At 43.5% G+C, this 16,561-nt stretch carries 15 protein-coding genes and 1 pseudogene; 12 read left to right on the forward strand and 4 right to left on the reverse strand.

The window, feature by feature from the left end:
• The first annotated feature begins 7 nt into the window (after positions 1-7).
• The gene (locus ACERC8_RS04160; RefSeq protein ID WP_373658633.1) at positions 8-139 is read left to right on the forward strand and encodes a hypothetical protein; all 132 of its coding nucleotides are present in this window, start codon (positions 8-10) and stop codon (positions 137-139) included.
• A 10-nt stretch (positions 140-149) separates the two neighbouring features.
• Positions 150-632: a hypothetical protein gene (locus ACERC8_RS04165; RefSeq protein ID WP_373658634.1), complete on the forward strand. Its 483-nt coding sequence runs from the start codon at positions 150-152 to the stop codon at positions 630-632.
• 267 nt (positions 633-899) lie between these two features.
• Here the strand turns inward: ACERC8_RS04165 and ACERC8_RS04170 are convergent, their stop codons facing one another.
• Positions 900-2,648 (reverse strand): glycerophosphoryl diester phosphodiesterase membrane domain-containing protein, encoded by a 1,749-nt coding sequence (locus ACERC8_RS04170; protein WP_373658635.1) that lies wholly within the window; start codon positions 2,646-2,648, stop codon positions 900-902.
• A 153-nt stretch (positions 2,649-2,801) separates the two neighbouring features.
• Between ACERC8_RS04170 and ACERC8_RS04175 the strand changes: the two genes are divergently transcribed.
• Both ACERC8_RS04175 and ACERC8_RS04180 read left to right on the forward strand, forming a co-directional pair.
• Positions 2,802-4,712 carry a DUF2207 domain-containing protein gene (locus ACERC8_RS04175; protein ID WP_373658636.1) on the forward strand — a complete coding sequence of 637 codons (1,911 nt, stop codon included), beginning with the start codon at positions 2,802-2,804 and terminating at the stop codon, positions 4,710-4,712.
• A 34-nt stretch (positions 4,713-4,746) separates the two neighbouring features.
• On the forward strand, positions 4,747-5,598 hold the full coding sequence (locus ACERC8_RS04180) for an undecaprenyl-diphosphate phosphatase (protein WP_373658667.1): 852 nt from the start codon (positions 4,747-4,749) through the stop codon (positions 5,596-5,598).
• Between the two features lie 57 nt (positions 5,599-5,655).
• On the opposite strand, the pseudogene ACERC8_RS04185 reads toward ACERC8_RS04180, so the two are convergent.
• Positions 5,656-6,173, reverse strand: a pseudogene (locus ACERC8_RS04185) (ECF transporter S component).
• A 71-nt stretch (positions 6,174-6,244) separates the two neighbouring features.
• Entirely contained in the window at positions 6,245-7,174 is a 930-nt protein-coding gene (gene cysK, locus ACERC8_RS04190; RefSeq protein WP_373658638.1) for a cysteine synthase A, read from the reverse strand.
• A gap of 550 nt (positions 7,175-7,724) precedes the next feature.
• Here cysK and ACERC8_RS04195 point away from each other — a divergent pair.
• A complete protein-coding gene (locus tag ACERC8_RS04195; RefSeq protein ID WP_373658639.1) occupies positions 7,725-8,339 on the forward strand; it encodes a hypothetical protein in 615 nt (204 codons plus the stop codon).
• 87 nt (positions 8,340-8,426) lie between these two features.
• Here the strand turns inward: ACERC8_RS04195 and ACERC8_RS04200 are convergent, their stop codons facing one another.
• Positions 8,427-9,056 carry a YigZ family protein gene (locus ACERC8_RS04200; RefSeq protein WP_373658640.1) on the reverse strand — a complete coding sequence of 210 codons (630 nt, stop codon included), beginning with the start codon at positions 9,054-9,056 and terminating at the stop codon, positions 8,427-8,429.
• Positions 9,057-9,112: 56 nt separating this feature from the next.
• Between ACERC8_RS04200 and ACERC8_RS04205 the strand changes: the two genes are divergently transcribed.
• From ACERC8_RS04205 to tuf, 7 genes are all read left to right on the forward strand, one after another.
• Entirely contained in the window at positions 9,113-10,408 is a 1,296-nt protein-coding gene (locus tag ACERC8_RS04205; protein ID WP_373658641.1) for a DEAD/DEAH box helicase, read from the forward strand.
• Positions 10,405-11,067 (forward strand): ComF family protein, encoded by a 663-nt coding sequence (locus ACERC8_RS04210; RefSeq protein WP_373658642.1) that lies wholly within the window; start codon positions 10,405-10,407, stop codon positions 11,065-11,067. Before ACERC8_RS04205 ends, ACERC8_RS04210 begins: the two co-directional genes overlap by 4 nt.
• 80 nt (positions 11,068-11,147) lie before the next feature.
• Positions 11,148-11,696, forward strand: coding sequence for a ribosome hibernation-promoting factor, HPF/YfiA family (hpf, locus tag ACERC8_RS04215; protein ID WP_373658643.1), 549 nt, complete (start codon positions 11,148-11,150; stop codon positions 11,694-11,696).
• Between the two features lie 449 nt (positions 11,697-12,145).
• On the forward strand, positions 12,146-13,354 hold the full coding sequence (gene ftsW, locus ACERC8_RS04220; protein ID WP_373658644.1) for a cell division peptidoglycan polymerase FtsW: 1,209 nt from the start codon (positions 12,146-12,148) through the stop codon (positions 13,352-13,354).
• Positions 13,355-13,547: 193 nt separating this feature from the next.
• Positions 13,548-14,057, forward strand: a complete 510-nt coding sequence (locus ACERC8_RS04225; protein WP_373658668.1) for an RNA polymerase sigma factor — start codon at positions 13,548-13,550, stop codon at positions 14,055-14,057.
• A gap of 14 nt (positions 14,058-14,071) precedes the next feature.
• Positions 14,072-15,148: an anti sigma factor C-terminal domain-containing protein gene (locus ACERC8_RS04230; RefSeq protein WP_373658645.1), complete on the forward strand. Its 1,077-nt coding sequence runs from the start codon at positions 14,072-14,074 to the stop codon at positions 15,146-15,148.
• Positions 15,149-15,272: 124 nt separating this feature from the next.
• Positions 15,273-16,469 carry an elongation factor Tu gene (tuf, locus tag ACERC8_RS04235; protein ID WP_018367994.1) on the forward strand — a complete coding sequence of 399 codons (1,197 nt, stop codon included), beginning with the start codon at positions 15,273-15,275 and terminating at the stop codon, positions 16,467-16,469.
• Positions 16,470-16,561: the final 92 nt, after the last annotated feature.

The raw sequence follows: 16,561 nt of genomic DNA on the forward strand, positions 1-16,561 counted from the left end.
GATTCGTATGAAGAAACATATTGATGCACTCATTATTTCAGTAGCGATTCTTATAGGTGCTATCATTATCGCTCAAGCCATTCATGTGGCTGGTGAGATGATTACAGATGCCATTTTTATACTTAATAGCAACTGGTAAGGAGGTCGCGATGAAGAAACGATTCCCCCTAAAACTCCTTTTTATGCTACTTTTGTTTCTACTGCCATCAGTCAGTTTTGCTCACCAAATCGACAAACCAGGTAAGGTCAGTCCGATGAGCTTGACGAGTCATCATGACTTTGGTTCGGCACAGTTGATGGTGGTTGTACCTGCCGAGGTTTATCAACATGGTTCTTTTCGTCAGATAAACCGAGCCTTTGAGCCCAACTTACTCCTTGTCACCACGTTTGGTCAGTCAAACACCCAGTTAAAAGACGTCAAAATCGAGGTCTTAGCTGATGATTATTGGCCAAAAACAGCAGTCTCTTACCATTTCACGGGTAAGCTGTTGGTCAAGATTGATAAGAAAAGAGAAGCAGCGCTAAAAGAAGAGTTGGCACAAGCAGGTTTTGAGCGTTATAAGGCGAGCGGTAGTGTCGTTTATTACTTTAGACGACTAGATGAACGAGGCAGTAACGCTGTTTATCCGTAGAAAATGAGGCTAGGACAACTGTTCCTGGCCTTTTGCATTGGTCTTCAAGACACGGTGGTTTCAGTAACTAGAGAAACAAAATGGTCTGTCAATTTTGAACTTGTCTCAGGCGGTATTCATGAGATTTGCTGGTGTTAGGAGGTGTTAGCCTCCTCATATCATCAACAGAGCAACGACTTCTGCTTGCACCGAACGGTAACAATGAGAAAAGAAGACCAATCAAGCACCTGCAGGTTCTTGACTGAGTCTTCTCCTCGTGTTAAGCCTTTAGTTTAAGAGTCGCAATAAGCGATCAACAAATTGGTTATTTTTTTCCAGATCTTTCTTGGTATCATTGACCAATTCAGGATGGTCTGTAATCATTCCAGCAATCGGTGTCTGGAGGTAATGCTGCATCTGGGCTTCGCGATTGATGGTCCAAACGTAGAGTTCTTGCTGTCGCCATCGGGCTTCCCAAACTAGTTTATCTCGGTAGGAAAAATCTTCAATTAAGAGGAAATCAACTCCCTCTCCAGCTAAGTAACCAAATTGCAAGGGAATGATGTAGCCTGTTTCAATCTCAGGCGCCAGGATTTCAATGGAGCGAATCAAGTCCCAATCCAAAGACATGAGTTTATAGTCTTTGGTGATGCCGAGGCGTTTAAACGTTTCAACGACGAGCTGGGCATAGTCTGCTTGCTCTTTGCCATGGGGTTTGAGCTCGACCATCAGTTTGGTGTTTAGCTCCTTGGCTTTAGCAACATAGGTGTCAAAATCAACTAACTGGCTCTTAAAGTCGTCTTGTGAAATTGGCAAACCAACCAACTCTTTAGCTGTGCTATCGCTAATACTGATTGACTGACCGGTTAGACGGCGTAAATCATTGTCGTGACTGACGATAAATTGTTTATCCTTGCTTAGGATAATATCCATTTCCACATAGTCCACTTGAGCTTCAGCCGCACCGACCAGGGCTTCAATAGAATTTTCAACGCCTTTATTGACATCGCCCCGGTGAGCAATAGTTTCTATCGCTTTGTTGTAGGGATTATAAGACAGGCGGTCATAGTTAACAACAAATTGACTGAGGCCGATGAGAAAAATTAGCGTTAGGGCTACCCAGCGTCTGCGACGTGGGATTTTTGGCAGGTCTTCGTAAGATGTATGCAGATGATGCTTTTCAAGTTGGGTGAGTAAATAAGATAAAATGGTGAGTTTTGACATCATGGTCAAAGCCAAGCTAGCTCCCCAGATAAAGGTGACAAGTAGCCATTGCAGGCTTTTAGATAGCAGTCCTGTTCCTGTGAGTTCGATAAAGAAAAAGAACAAGGTTAAAATAAGAGCGGCTAGAAAAGCTAATGGAAGGGCTAGGAGGCTGAGTGTTATAAGCAATTGCCAGCTTTTGCCCTTAGTTAACTGCCAACTGGCCGTCAGATTATCCCAGAAACGTGTCTGGAAACGGACGATAGTCAGCGGCAAGGTGTAAATTAGTCTCAAATTGATGTAATAAAGACCAATTCCGCCGATGATGAGGGGCAGGGCGGTTTTGGGCTGTTTGAGCAATTCGTCAGTGATAAAGTAAGGAATACGGACACCATCTAGTAAGGTTGATGAAAGCAACCACTGGACAAGTGGCATAGTTAAGATGATATAACCTAGAAAAAAGAGTATTTGGAAACCAGAGATGGTTTTCAAAAAATCGCGGCAACGTCTCATAAATCGCCTGAAAGACCAGCTGATAGCACGATCTTTCCGCCGGATGATGTCCACAAGAAGAGAATATTCAATATAAATAAGAGCAGATAAGAGCAAGAGGTATCCGATACAGCCAAGCACAGCCCAAGGACTTTTCAGCAAACTGAGAAGATTCGTCTGGGTGAGTTGGTCTTCCCTTGCCAAAAGTAGAACGAGATAAAAGACTTCCGACAGGAGGTAGCCTCCAACTGTACCGACTAAAATCTGTAGGATAAGTCCTCGCAGCAGATAGACCCATTGGTAGCGATACAAATCTTTGAATACTTTTTTAATGTCTGTCATCTATATAACCTCCGTGCGTTATCGTCCTTTTATTATAACACAAAATTTCAAGTGAAAATTCGCTTAGCAATAGATTTTTTGGCAAAAATTAGCTGAAGATATGTTATAATAAACGTAACACTGATTTAATACAGAATATAAGGAATTGAGAGAATGATGATGAAGAAACAGTTATGGTTAGGTCTGATGCTCTTGTTCGGTTGGCTGATACTGTTTAGGGTAGAGGCAGATGATGTGGACTACCGTATCCCCTCCTATGAGGCTGAAGTCACCTTTTTTGCAGATAATACAGCTGACTTGGTTCAAACCATCACCTTTGACTACCAGTCGTCCTTCAGAGGTCAATACATTACTCTTGGAACAGCTGGTGCACTCCCTGAAGGTGCAACTATTGTCGGAACACCAGAAGTGCTGGCCTATAAAAATGACACCCTAGTTCCCGTGACCATTGAAGAAGAAAACTGGTCGGACGGTCGTAAACTCAAAATTTATAACGCCGGAGAGAGTGGTGATAAGGTGCGGTTGGTTGTTCACTGGCGACTAGAAAATTTTCTCACCCTATACCCTGACATTGCGCGTCTAAACTGGGTACCAATTAGCGATTGGGAGGTACCGTTAGAGCAGGTTCGTTTTACCATCAAAACTGCCAAAAGTAGCCAGATGAGTCAATTAGCTGTCCACCGAGGCTATTTTCGACCGAGAGCCGAGATTCGTCAAGTTGATCAGGCTTATGACATAACAGCGACAGATGTTTCTGGTGAGCTTCATCTGCATGCCTACTGGGACAAAGGAATTATAGACGCACCCGCTCAGTTAACGCAAGCAGGACTGCCACTTTATCAGGAGGTTGAAACTCAGATTGCAAGGAAGCAAAAATCCCTATCATTTCGCTTAGAGATTTTATTTGTTGCTTTGGCGGGAGGTGGTTTGATTCTTGGGCTAGTGACCTTGGTCTTCTTTCGCCGACTGGTTCGGCAGCAAGGTCGCCTGCCACATCGGGTTTACGAGCTGCCAGATGACCTCCCCCCTCTCTTGGTAGCGCAGTCTATCTTTAACCAGTCACTTAGGGATACTGCCCCTACTACTCCAGGTTACAAAGGGGAATTAGGGTTTGAAAACATGCTTCAGGCCAGTTTGCTGGACTTGATTGACCGCCGATACCTTCGTGTTGACGGAACAGGTGAGCAAGCTAGTTTGTCGATTGTACACCTAGAGGGTCTAGCAGATTTTGAACTTGCCTTACTTGATATGGCTTTTGGGACGAAAACCTCCTGCCCTGTGACAGCATTATTTAGTGCCTATGCCTACGATGATGAGGAAGAAGAAGCCCTAAAAAAACACTATCGTGGCACTCAACTGGAGAAACGAATACAGGGTTTGGCACAGAGCCATTTGAGTCGCTATCGCAGTGGACTGAAACTTATCAGCTCACGTGTTTCAGCACTAGAGAAAGAGCTGGGCACGGGGAACAACTATCGTCCTTTGAATGCTAGAGAGAAAGGGACTTATCGTGCTGGAATGGGCCTAGTGACAGTTAGCTTGTTGTTGTCCATTTATAGCATTCTTGCACTTCTTGTGCACGCGTTCAGACCTGCAGTTCTTAGCTATTTGCTGATTGCTGGGCTGGCGATTGGTCTCTTGATTTGGGGAACGAAGATGCATCAGCCATTTGCACAAAAAGGGGTATTGACAACCGATGGAAAGACCAAGGTAGAGCCTTGGCTTGGTTTCTGGCAAATGCTCAAGGATATTAAATCCTTTGACCGCGTTGAATTAGAAGGCCTTGTGGTTTGGAATCGCCTGCTGGTTTATGCCACTTTATTTGGTGAAGCCAAGCGCGTTGAACAATACTTACGATTGCATCAAATTGAGTTACCGGAGGATACTGGCTTGACCTTGACACATGGTCATTATGGCTTTCTCCATCATAGCCTCCAGCAAAACATGGTTACCTCTAGCCAATTGGCGACCACTGCTAGTCATTTCAGTGTCTCTTCAGGCAGTTCCGGCATTAGCGGTGGATTTTCAGGCGGCGGTGGCGGTGGTGGCGGAGGCTCTTTCTAAGCCAAGCTAACCAAGAAAAAATAAAAAGGAGCAGATTGTGTTTATTGAATTATTGAAAGCCATTTTATTTGGTTTTGTTGAAGGAGTAACCGAATGGCTGCCTGTATCGTCGACAGGTCACCTGATTTTAGTGCAGGAATTTGTCCAATTCAAAGGACAGAACGAAGCCTTTATGAACATGTTTAATATCGTGATTCAGCTAGGGGCCATCTTAGCGGTCATGGTTATCTATTTTGAACGGCTCAACCCCTTTCAAAAAGGGAAGTCAGCCCAAGATATTCGCCTAACTTGGCAACTATGGCTCAAGGTCGTCATTGCTATCTTGCCTGCCTTGGTCTTAGGTTTACCGTTTGATGATTTTTTGGAAAAACACCTCTACCACTTTGTACCTGTGGCACTAATGTTGATCCTTTATGGTGTCATCTTTACTTGGTTGGAAAATCGTCAGGCAACATTAAACACCCAGCCACAAGTAACGAGTTTGGCAAAGATGTCTTATAAAACAGCCTTTCTTATCGGCTGCTTTCAGGTATTGAGTTTGATTCCGGGAACAAGTCGCTCTGGTGCCACCATTATCGGTGGGATGCTTGTGGGGGCGAGTCGCTCAGTTGCCACAGAGTTTACCTTCTTTCTCGGCATTCCTGTCATGTTTGGTTACAGTGGTTTAAAAATTCTAAAATTCTTCCTTGAAGGCAATGGCTTGACTTTCTCACAACTAGGGATTTTATTAACAGCTATGCTGACGGCTTTTGGGGTTAGTATGGTCGCCATTCGATTTTTGACCGCTTACGTCAGAACACATGATTTCAAGGTATTCGGCTACTACCGTATCGCTCTTGGCATCTTACTTTTAATGTATTGGGTTGGTAGCTTTTTCATCGCTTAGTTTAACGGTTCATCAAAAAGAGGCAAGACGATAGATGATGTCTTTGCCTCTTTTTGATTAACTCTTGGTTCTGATACCAAGAAACTGTTTGAATAGCCTTAAAAAGCTAGTGTGATAATAGACGTAGTAAACAATACTGATGGCCATGATTGTTGCTACCAGGTCAAAAGGGATTTTGATGATGGCGTATGCCATGGTACGGTAGACAAAGGCTCGTCCGAGAAAATAGCCGATATTATCGATAATTGCCCTAGCCAAGAGGGCTGGGATAACCAGCTGTTTGGGGGCTGGAAGTCCTCTCCCCTTAACGAATAAGGCAATCGCCAATACCCGCAGGCTGTGGGTGATCAGGGTCACAAACATGGGTCCTGGATAGAAAAAGAAATCACCCAAAAAGACCCAAAACCAGCAATGATTACTGCTTCTTTTGGCTTAAAAAGTAAAGCTGTTAAAAAAATAATGATGCCGTTAAAATAAAAGTGTCCTCCAGGCACAGGAATTGATAGGAAACTAGCACTGAGCAAGATGGTTAGCCCCATAAAGAGTGATGCTAAGGTCAGGCGTTTTGCCGTCATGAGACAGTCCTTTCTAAAGATATAAAATGAGAGAAAGCCTTTATTCAGACTTTCTCCAAATGATACACGATTTAATTTTCAAAATCAAATGCCGGTAAGGACAGGTAGCGTTCTCCGTTATCTGCTAGGATGGCGAGAACTTTTTTGCCAGCACCCAGCTCTTTAGCGACCTCGATGGCAGCGTGAATGGCTGCGCCTGATGAGATACCGACCAGGAAGCCTTCTGACCCACCTACAGTACGCGTTGTCGCAATGGCATCATCGGAAGTCACACGGACAATACCATCGTAGCTGGTCGTGTCAAGCGTCTCAGGAATAAAGCCAGCTGAGATGCCCTGAATTTTGTGCGGACCAGGTTTTTCTCCTGATAAGATAGCTGATTCATCAGCCTCTACGGCATAAATCTTGATGTCAGGATTAGCAGCCTTGAGCACCCTAGAAACGCCGGTCACTGTCCCTCCTGTTCCGACACCAGAGACAAAGGCGTCAAGACCGGTTTCACCAAAGGCTTCTAAGATTTCAGAACCAGTTGTTGCTTCGTGAACAGCTGGATTAGCAGCATTTTGGAACTGCATGGGGATAAAGCCTTGACGTTCTTTAGCCAGTTCTTCAGCTTTAGCGATGGCTCCTCTCATGCCTTCTGCCCCTGGGATTAAGACCAGCTCTGCCCCATAAGCCTGAATCAGTTTCCGACGCTCCAAGCTCATGGTCTCAGGCATGACAATCACGACCTTATACCCCTTAGAAGCACCAACCCAAGCCAGACCGATGCCTGTGTTTCCAGATGTCGGTTCAATGATGGTGTCACCCGGTTTAATCAATCCATCACGCTCCGCAGTCTCAATCATGTTGAGGGCGATACGGTCTTTGACAGATGACCCAGGGTTAAAGTACTCCAGCTTGACATAGACATCAGCTGCACCTTCAGGGACTAAACGATTGAGTTTCACGATTGGGGTTTGCCCAACTAGCTCACGGATGTTGTTGAAAATCTTTGCCATAAGACACCTCTATTACTTTTTTCTTTATTATAAGAAATAGCAGAGCAGAAGTAAAATACCAGTTTTTTATCAGGGTGATAGGCTTTCATTATAGTCCTTGTCCTTAACAATGGGCTAGGTTCAAAAATTGTGATAATTGGCGAAGTTTATCTAATATTATTAACTGATCGAATAATTGATTTACATTATTAGATGTAGACATGGGTAATAAAATTTAACAGACAAAATAGTTGACAATAGTTGACAATAGTTGACAATAGTTGACAATAGTTGACAATAGTTGACAATAGTTGACACAAACAAAGAAAACGATTACAATAAAAATAAGGGAAACGGTTTCGATTTGGAGGTGTTTATCTATGAGAACAGAGAGTTTTATTAGTTTATTAACATTACTGCTGTCATTACTTGCTGCTTTCTTATTTGTCGACGGTCGTTTTATTCTCTATGAGCCTTGGGCAACCTATGCTGTTTGTACGGCCTATACTTTACTTGTCAGCTTAATCTTTTTCTTAATTATTTACCAAATGTATCTAAGGAGGAACAAACGATGACAACTATTCAAAAATTTTTCAGCATAGTATTCACTATTGCCTTAGCTTCATTTACATTGGGAACAACTACTGTTTTTGCCAGCAATCTAGAGGAGCAAGCAACGCCTGCCGTGATTCAGCTAACCAGTCCGTTCTCAGTAACTGACCGAAATGGTGATACTTACTTTTTTGTTTCTGCTCAAGATAAGCTAGCTTTTGAACAACTGCAATATCAACGAGAACTGAGATATTATAATCCAATTCAGCCACGAGAGAGGTTTGTTCGGAATATTTCCATTGGAAGAAAATTTGTTGGCTATAATCCATTGACACCTTACTGGAGTAAAGCTAGTTCTTATAACCTAACATTGACTAATACAATTACGGTGAATAGTTCGTTCAATTACAATGGCGTCACATACGGCATATCAGGCTCTTTAGGAAGAGGGGTAAGTATTGATACGCCAGCTAACCCCAATCGTAACTCACGATTGGCCATTGAGGTGGACGTCCAATTGAGAGAATACCGAATTGATTATGTTGATACTTCTAGAGGAAATCAAGTTGTTAGAAGCATTACTACCTATCGTCCTATTGTTATTGAAACCTATAATGTTGTTGCCTATCAATAATAAGAGTCAATACTTATTTTAAACGTATCATAGAAAAAGATTAAGTTAATTCCATCTAATTTTTAGGTGGAATTTTCTATATTAAACTTAATGCAGATTCACTTCAATAATCTGACTGCCAGAAGGCGTCGCGACCACCTTGCCCTGATAATAGTCTGTCAGACGGTTAACAAAATCAGGAATGGCTTCCTTATCCAGATAAACCCTGGTTGTGATGTCGGCTTGAAAATCAGTCTCCATCTCCTCTAAACCTTCACTAGCTAAGAAATTGGCGTAAGTCTGGTACTGGGGATAAGTCAGAGTAATCGCTAGTCCCTCCAAGCGTTTGACCTCAACGCGACCCAGCTCTGCTATGGTGCCAGCCACACTTCCCGCGTAAGCTCGAATAAGTCCGCCAGCGCCCAGCTTAATCCCGCCAAAATAGCGGGTCACGACTGCCACCACGTTGGTCAGCTCCTGTTTCTCAAGCACCGTCAACATGGGAACACCAGCCGTTCCTGAGGGTTCGCCGTCATCACTCGAACGTTTAATCTCACTTTTTTTGCCAATAATCATAGCAGAGCAGGAATGGTTGGCCTTGTGGTGTTGTTTTTTGATACTAGCAATGTAGTCTCTGGCGTCGTCCTCTGTTTCTACTCGCTTGAGGTGGCAGATGAAGCGAGACTTTTTGATGTCTTGCTCGACGATACCGTCGGTTTTGATGGTCTTATAGTTCATAGGTTTATTTTACCGATTTTTAATGGTTTTGGCAAAGGTTTTACGAATAGCTAGATATGACGATACCAGAAGATTATCTAGGGCGGTGCTTCACCTTTCATCAACTCAGTCCACAAGAACGTGAATTGGCGACATACTTGCCATCAACACAAGAGCACAAGAAACAATTATCATGTGCTCGGTGTCTAGGTAGTATGGCCTATCAACTCCCATCAGGAGCTCGTTACTGCAGGGACTGTATTACCATGGGTCGGGTGACCAGTGTTCAGCCCCTCTATACCTTTAAACAACAAGACTTTTCAACAGGGTCTGTTCTAAACTGGACAGGGACGTTGACTCCTTATCAGGAGGAAGTGTCTAACCAGTTGATAAAGGCTCAAGCAGCCAAAGAAAATATCCTCGTCCATGCTGTCACAGGCGCTGGCAAGACCGAAATGATTTATCCTGTCTTGGAACAAGTCCTATCCCAAGGGCAGGCAGTGGCGGTTGTCAGTCCGAGGATTGATGTCTGTAAGGAATTATATAGTCGATTGAAGAGAGATGTTACCTGTTCCACGGTGCTCTTGCATGGGGATAGTGATCCGTACACTAGGGCGCCTTTAGTCATTGCCACAGTCCATCAGCTGTACAAGTTCTATCAAGCTTTTGAGTTGGTTATCATTGATGAGGTTGATGCTTTCCCTTTTGTGGATAATGCCAGCCTCTATCATGCGGTCGAGCGTGCCTTGAAACCATCAGGCAGCAAAATTTACCTGACGGCAACATCAACTGAACAGTTAGACAGGCAGGTGCGTGCTAAACAGCTCAAAAAAGTTCATTTAGCAAGGCGTTTTCATGGGAATCCTTTGGTTATTCCGACGCCTGTCTGGCTGGCAGGTTTACTGGACAGTATGACCAAAGGCAGGTTGCCTAAAAAACTGCTTAACTATTTAACAAGACAAGCAAAAATAGGCTACCCGCTCTTGATTTTCTTTCCTCATATTGCCTTGGGGCAAGAATTTCACCGGCTTCTGTCATTGTATTTCCCAGAAGAGACGATTGGATTTGTTTCCAGTCAGACACAAGAAAGAGCCGACCAGGTGGAGGATTTTAGGCAAGGGCGCTTACGTATTTTGGTTACCACAACGATCTTAGAAAGGGGGGTCACCTTTCCGTGTGTTGATGTTTTTGTCCTCTGGAGTAATCATAAACTTTACACGGCATCGAGTTTAATTCAGATTTCAGGTCGAGTGGGTCGCAGTAAAGAGCGTCCAACTGGAGAGTTAATCTTTTTCCACGATGGGGTAACAGTACACATCAACCGCGTGATAACAGAAATAAAAGAGATGAATAAAAAAGGGGGACTAGCATGACTTGCTTGCTATGCCGTCAAGACCTAGACCAGTCAACGACTTTCTGGGCCATCCTGTGCCTCTACCAAGACAGGCAGATGATTTGCCAGTCTTGCAGGGAGCAGTTTGTCCGTATCGGGGCATCCCATTGTCCGACTTGTTACAAGGAGCTGACCAACGGAAGCTGTGCGGATTGTCTTTATTGGCAAGAGCGTGGGGTTAACATCAATCATTTTGCGCTTTACCGTTACAACGAGGCGATGAAGAGTTACTTTTCTCTCTATAAGTTTTTTGGTGACTATGTGTTAGCTCAGCTATTTGCCAAAGACGTCAAAGAAGCCTTGAAACCTTACCGTGATTATCAGGTCGTGCCTGTTCCAGTCAGTCCCCAAACGCGAGAAGAGCGGGGCTTCAATCAAGTCGAGGGTCTCCTTGAGGCGGCTGGGGTAAGTTATCACAACATCTTGGCAAAGGGTGAAGGTCTTAAACAATCAAGCAAGAGCCGCAAGGAACGTTTGGAGAGTCAGCCAAAATATGAGTTGTTGGTTGGATGCAATCTGTCTAAAAAAATTATTTTGGTCGATGATATTTACACAACTGGGGCTACAATCGCAGTCATTACAAGGCTTTTACTTGAAAATGGGGTGGAAGAAGTGAAAACTTTTTCACTAGCAAGGTAGAAAACGGTTGCATTTTCTTTTGACGTGTGCTATAATAAAAATAAAGAAAGACGCCTAGCGTTTAGAAAAGAGGAATCTATATGATTAAATTTAGTATTCGTGGTGAAAACATCGAAGTCACCGAAGCCTTGCGTGATTATGTTGAAACCAAGGTTGCCAAGATAGAGAAATATTTCCATGAAGATCAAGACTTGGATGCTCGTGTTAACCTCAAAGTCTACCGCGAAAAAACAGCAAAAGTGGAAGTGACCATTCCTCTCGGCAATCTGACCCTTCGTGCTGAAGATGTCTCTCAGGATATGTACGGCTCTATTGACCTTGTTGTGGATAAAATTGAACGTCAGATTCGTAAAAACAAGACAAAAATTGCCCGCAAACACCGTGAAAAATTACCAACAGCCCAAGTCTTTGCACCTGAATTCGAAGAGACTGCCGATGATGACTTGTTGCCAATTAACGTGGTTCGGACCAAAAACCTCACACCGTATGAGATGGATATTGATGAAGCCCTCCTTCAAATGGACTTGCTCGGTCATGACTTCTTTGTCTTTACTGATACCGAAGACAAGAGAACCAATATTCTCTACCGTCGTGAAGAAGGTGGTGTAGGTCTCCTACGGATTAACTAATAAGCTCCTTTCATTTTTCTAGGCGCGTGGATTGCGCCTAGTTTTTTTGTTTTTGGCATTTTTAGACAAAAGCTGTTATAATGGTGGTAGGACTAGAAAAACACCGCTAAGTCACCTGATTTCGATGAGGTGTTAATTTAACTCTGTCGGCTTAAACAGTCTTAAGCTAACTGGTTGAGCAAGCAAAGCTGGCTACAGCTGTCAGGATTTTTCAGCTGATAGTTTTAGCCTGTTGTGGGGAAAGTCGTTTTGCAACTCATGATTTCTCTCCTTCAGGGTCAATTACTCAACCCAAGTTTATGGAAGCTAAAGTGCTCGTGAATGGATAGGGAAAACTCTAGAGCTTACAAAATTAGTCAAGAGTTTTCCACTTCACTTTACTTAATGACAGAAAATAAAGAGCCTAGACATCTTGTCCCAGGCTCAATGCTAAGAAATGATATGAAGCAATGAAGATAAAAAAAAGACTTTTACTAAATTATTCTATTTTTGTCCCTTACCTGATTTTGTCAGTGCTTGGTTTGATTGTGGTTTACTCGTCAACCAGTGCGGATTTGGTCTATTGGGAGGCATCTCCCTTTGCACTCGTTCGGAACCAGACCATTTTTTGGCTGGTTAGTCTCGCTGCGATTTGGTTTATTTACCACTTGCGCTTAAAATTTTTGAGAAATTCTCATCTTCTCTTTCTTGCTGTTTTAGTCGAACTGGTACTTTTAGTATTGACTTTGTTTTCAGGGGAAGAAACTAATGGTGCTAATGGCTGGTTGCAATTTGCTGGTAAAAGTATTCAGGCTGCTGAATATCTCAAACTTATCGTGGTCTGGTTGCTGGCGTTCGCTTTTGCCAAGCGACAAAAATCAATTACTAATTATGATTACAGGGCTCTTACTCGTGATACGATTTTACCGAGGCACTTTTTTGACTGGCGGACTTATCTGTTGATATTGATTGCCTTGGTTGTTGTCCAACCAGACCTTGGAAATGCGACCATTATTGTGTTGACGTCAGTTATCATGTATGTCCTCAGTGGGATAGCTCACCGCTGGTTTACAGGTTTATTGGGCTTGATTGCAACAGCCTCGACGGTCTTTTTAGGATTAATCGGGCTGATAGGGGTGGAGCTGGTCGCAAAAATCCCGCTATTTGGTCACGTGGCCAAGCGATTTGCAGCCTTTTTCAACCCTTTCAAAGATTTGACAGACTCAGGCTTGCAGATGGCGCATTCCTACTACGCCATGTCTAATGGTGGCTGGTTTGGTCGTGGCTTAGGAAATTCTATTGAAAAAAATGGCTACTTACCTGAAGCGCACACCGACTTTGTCTTTTCCATCGTCATTGAGGAATTTGGCTTAATCGGTGCTGGTCTGATTTTAGCTTTAGTGTTTTTCCTAATTTTACGAATACTCAATGTTGGTCTAAAAGCAAAAGATGACTTTAACAGTATGCTGGCTTTGGGTATCGGGGCGATGTTGCTGGTGCAGGTCTTTGTCAATGTCGGCGGTATCTCTGGCTTAATTCCATCAACAGGAGTGACCTTCCCTTTTCTCTCGCAAGGAGGCAATAGTTTGTTAACGATTTCTGTTGCCATTGGTATTGTGCTCAATATCGATGCCAATGAAAAACGAGCCAGTATCCTAAGAGAGTTAAATCAGCAGTAAAATTCGCTACGGCGAATTTTTTTGTAACCAACAGAACTTCTTATTTGTTATCTTAGTGAAGAGGAGCTAGCGAAGGATCGAAGGATTGCCAGAAATTAAAACCTAGCGCTACTTGATGTTAGAGCTCGCATCAGTAGAGATAAATCTGGTAAATCATGTAGCTACTTTCAACCATCAGGAAGGAGGTGAGCCTATCCGCTTAGATGATTATGAAGAAGCTATTCTTGTGATTGCACAAGAAATTAGCTTTTATCTCCAAAAATCAGGTGCCAGCCAGGCAGACAGTCAGGACATTGCCCAAGACGTTTTGGTTAAAATCCTTGAGACGGACATTGTTCTGCCTTATGACAAGCTACGGGCTTGGTTGTACCGCTCAGCTATTCGCACCTATATCGATAAATACCGTAGAGATAAGCGTTATCATGAGATCTTGCAGACCGAGTTTTTTAAGCCCGACCAGCTGACCGTCTATGATGGAGAAGACTATGATTACCTTTATCAGGCCATATCTAGCCTACCAGAGAAGTTTGGACTGGTGCTTGATGCTTATTATTTTCAGGATTTGTCCGTCAAGGAAACGGCTCATCTACTGGGTATCAGTCAAGCACAGGTCAAGGTTTCCCTTTACCGTGCCAGAAAGGCCCTAAGGGTTCACTTAGAAGCTCAAGGACTTGATGGTAGCCTCCTTAACTTACCCCATTAACGAAAGGAAATATCATGAAAACATTTGAAATTAATACTAAGAAAAATAAACGCAAACACCTGCTAAAAACGGCAGTTTTAGCGACACTAGGCAGTAGCGCTGCCCTTCTAGCACTTAACTTTGGACTTAGCGAATTAACTGCTCGAAATGGTCAGCACGTTCGTGACTACTATCAGTTCATGGCAGAAGTCAGCCAGCCTAACATTGACTATAAAACCGCTTATTTTAACCCAACCTCCCAGTACACAGGGACCTTTCATGTCGACCAGACTAAGGATATTGCAGGGATAGAAGTGCCCTATGAGACCTTGGAACTTCCTTACAGCCTTAGACCCTTGTTCGGGGGGGGGGGGCAATCGTCTGGTGGCTATTCAGATAAAAAAGGCACTGCCACCTACACTTATGGCGGAGGTTACAAGATGCCTCATTTCTTTAACACTGCTTACCAGTATAAGGGAGAAAGCTATCACCAACTGACTCAGGACATCAGTTTGCTTCCTCAGATGAGCGGTCAGGCTGTTGAGATGGCGGTCACCTTTGATAAGCCTTATACTTTTGAGGAAATAGCAGAGCTGGTTCCTAATAACCTCAAAATCAACTGGTATTGGATCGGCACCCAGTCTAATAATAATACCGCAGGACTAAACCGTGATTTGTTTGGGTTTGAAGGCGACCCCGATACGCCTAGCTCTTATCAACAGCAACAAGAGGATGAGAAGAATACTAAAGGCATGACGGCAGAAGAGATTGAGACCTACTACAAGGACCGTGTCGGTCAAAAAACCACTTCAGCTCGAGAAGGCTTTGCCAACAGTTATAGTTTCTTTGTCGCCTATCTTAACCAAGTTCTCAATAAAGGTTGGCTAGGGTCAACCTATGGCGGACCTGACGGTGAGCAGATGAGTACATCGAAAGACGTAGAGACTTACCTCAAGGCAAATCCAGATGCTCAAACAGCTAAATTTGCAGGTGTCATCCTAACTGGTCGAGCAGAAAACTTTTCCTCCCTTGAGAAAGCTGACTGGATTTTTGGCTCAAACATCGGTCACCATGTTCAAATTCAACCTTACCATACGCTTGATGTAGAATAATTTCGGAAAAGAACACAAAACACTTGCAATTTCTAGCTAATCTGGTAGAATAGTAAAGTAAGGTTAGACTGTATTGCCTACGGTCTATCTATAAAATATATTTTATATGGAGGCTTTTCCTACAATGGCAAAAGAAAAATACGATCGTAGCAAACCCCACGTTAACGTCGGTACTATCGGACACGTTGACCACGGTAAAACTACTTTGACTGCAGCTATCACAACTGTATTGGCACGTCGCTTGCCGTCATCAGTTAACCAACCAAAAGACTATGCGTCTATCGATGCTGCTCCAGAAGAGCGCGAGCGCGGTATCACTATCAACACTGCACACGTTGAGTACGAAACTGAATCACGCCACTACGCTCACATCGACGCTCCAGGACACGCGGACTACGTTAAAAACATGATCACTGGTGCTGCTCAGATGGATGGTGCGATCCTCGTAGTAGCTTCTACTGATGGTCCTATGCCACAAACTCGTGAGCACATCTTGCTTTCTCGTCAGGTAGGTGTTAAACACCTTATCGTTTTCATGAACAAGATTGACCTTGTTGATGACGAAGAGCTTCTTGAGTTGGTTGAAATGGAAATCCGTGACCTTCTTTCAGAATACGACTTCCCAGGTGATGATCTTCCAGTTATCCAAGGTTCAGCTCTTAAAGCCCTTGAAGGTGATGAGAAGTACGAAGACATCGTTATGGAATTGATGGCTACAGTTGACAGCTACATTCCAGAACCAGAGCGTGACACTGACAAGCCACTCTTGTTGCCAGTTGAGGACGTGTTCTCAATCACTGGTCGTGGTACAGTAGCTTCAGGTCGTATCGACCGTGGTACTGTTCGTGTCAACGACGAAATCGAAATCGTTGGTATCACTGAAGAAACTCGTAAAGCTATCGTAACAGGTGTTGAAATGTTCCGTAAGCAACTTGACGAAGGTCTTGCTGGTGATAACGTTGGTATCCTTCTTCGTGGTGTACAACGTGATGAAATCGAGCGTGGACAAGTTATCGCTAAACCAGGATCAATCAAGCCACACACTAAATTCAAAGGTGAGGTTTATATCCTTACTAAAGAAGAAGGTGGTCGTCATACACCATTCTTCAACAACTACCGTCCACAGTTCTACTTCCGTACAACTGACGTGACAGGTTCAATCGAATTGCCTGCTGGTACTGAAATGGTAATGCCTGGTGATAACGTGACAATCGACGTTGAGTTGATCCACCCAATCGCCGTTGAGCAAGGTACTACATTCTCTATCCGTGAGGGTGGCCGTACTGTTGGTTCAGGTATCGTTTCTTCAATCGAAGCCTAATCGATTTGCGAATAAATTAAGTCAGACCTTGAAAAAGACCCAAATGGGTCTTTTTCTTGTCTATTACCTCACAAAAAACTTTCTTGCTTGAG

Origin of the sequence: Streptococcus sp. E29BA (genome assembly GCF_041807805.1) — a bacterium.
Lineage (GTDB): Bacteria > Bacillota > Bacilli > Lactobacillales > Streptococcaceae > Streptococcus > Streptococcus entericus.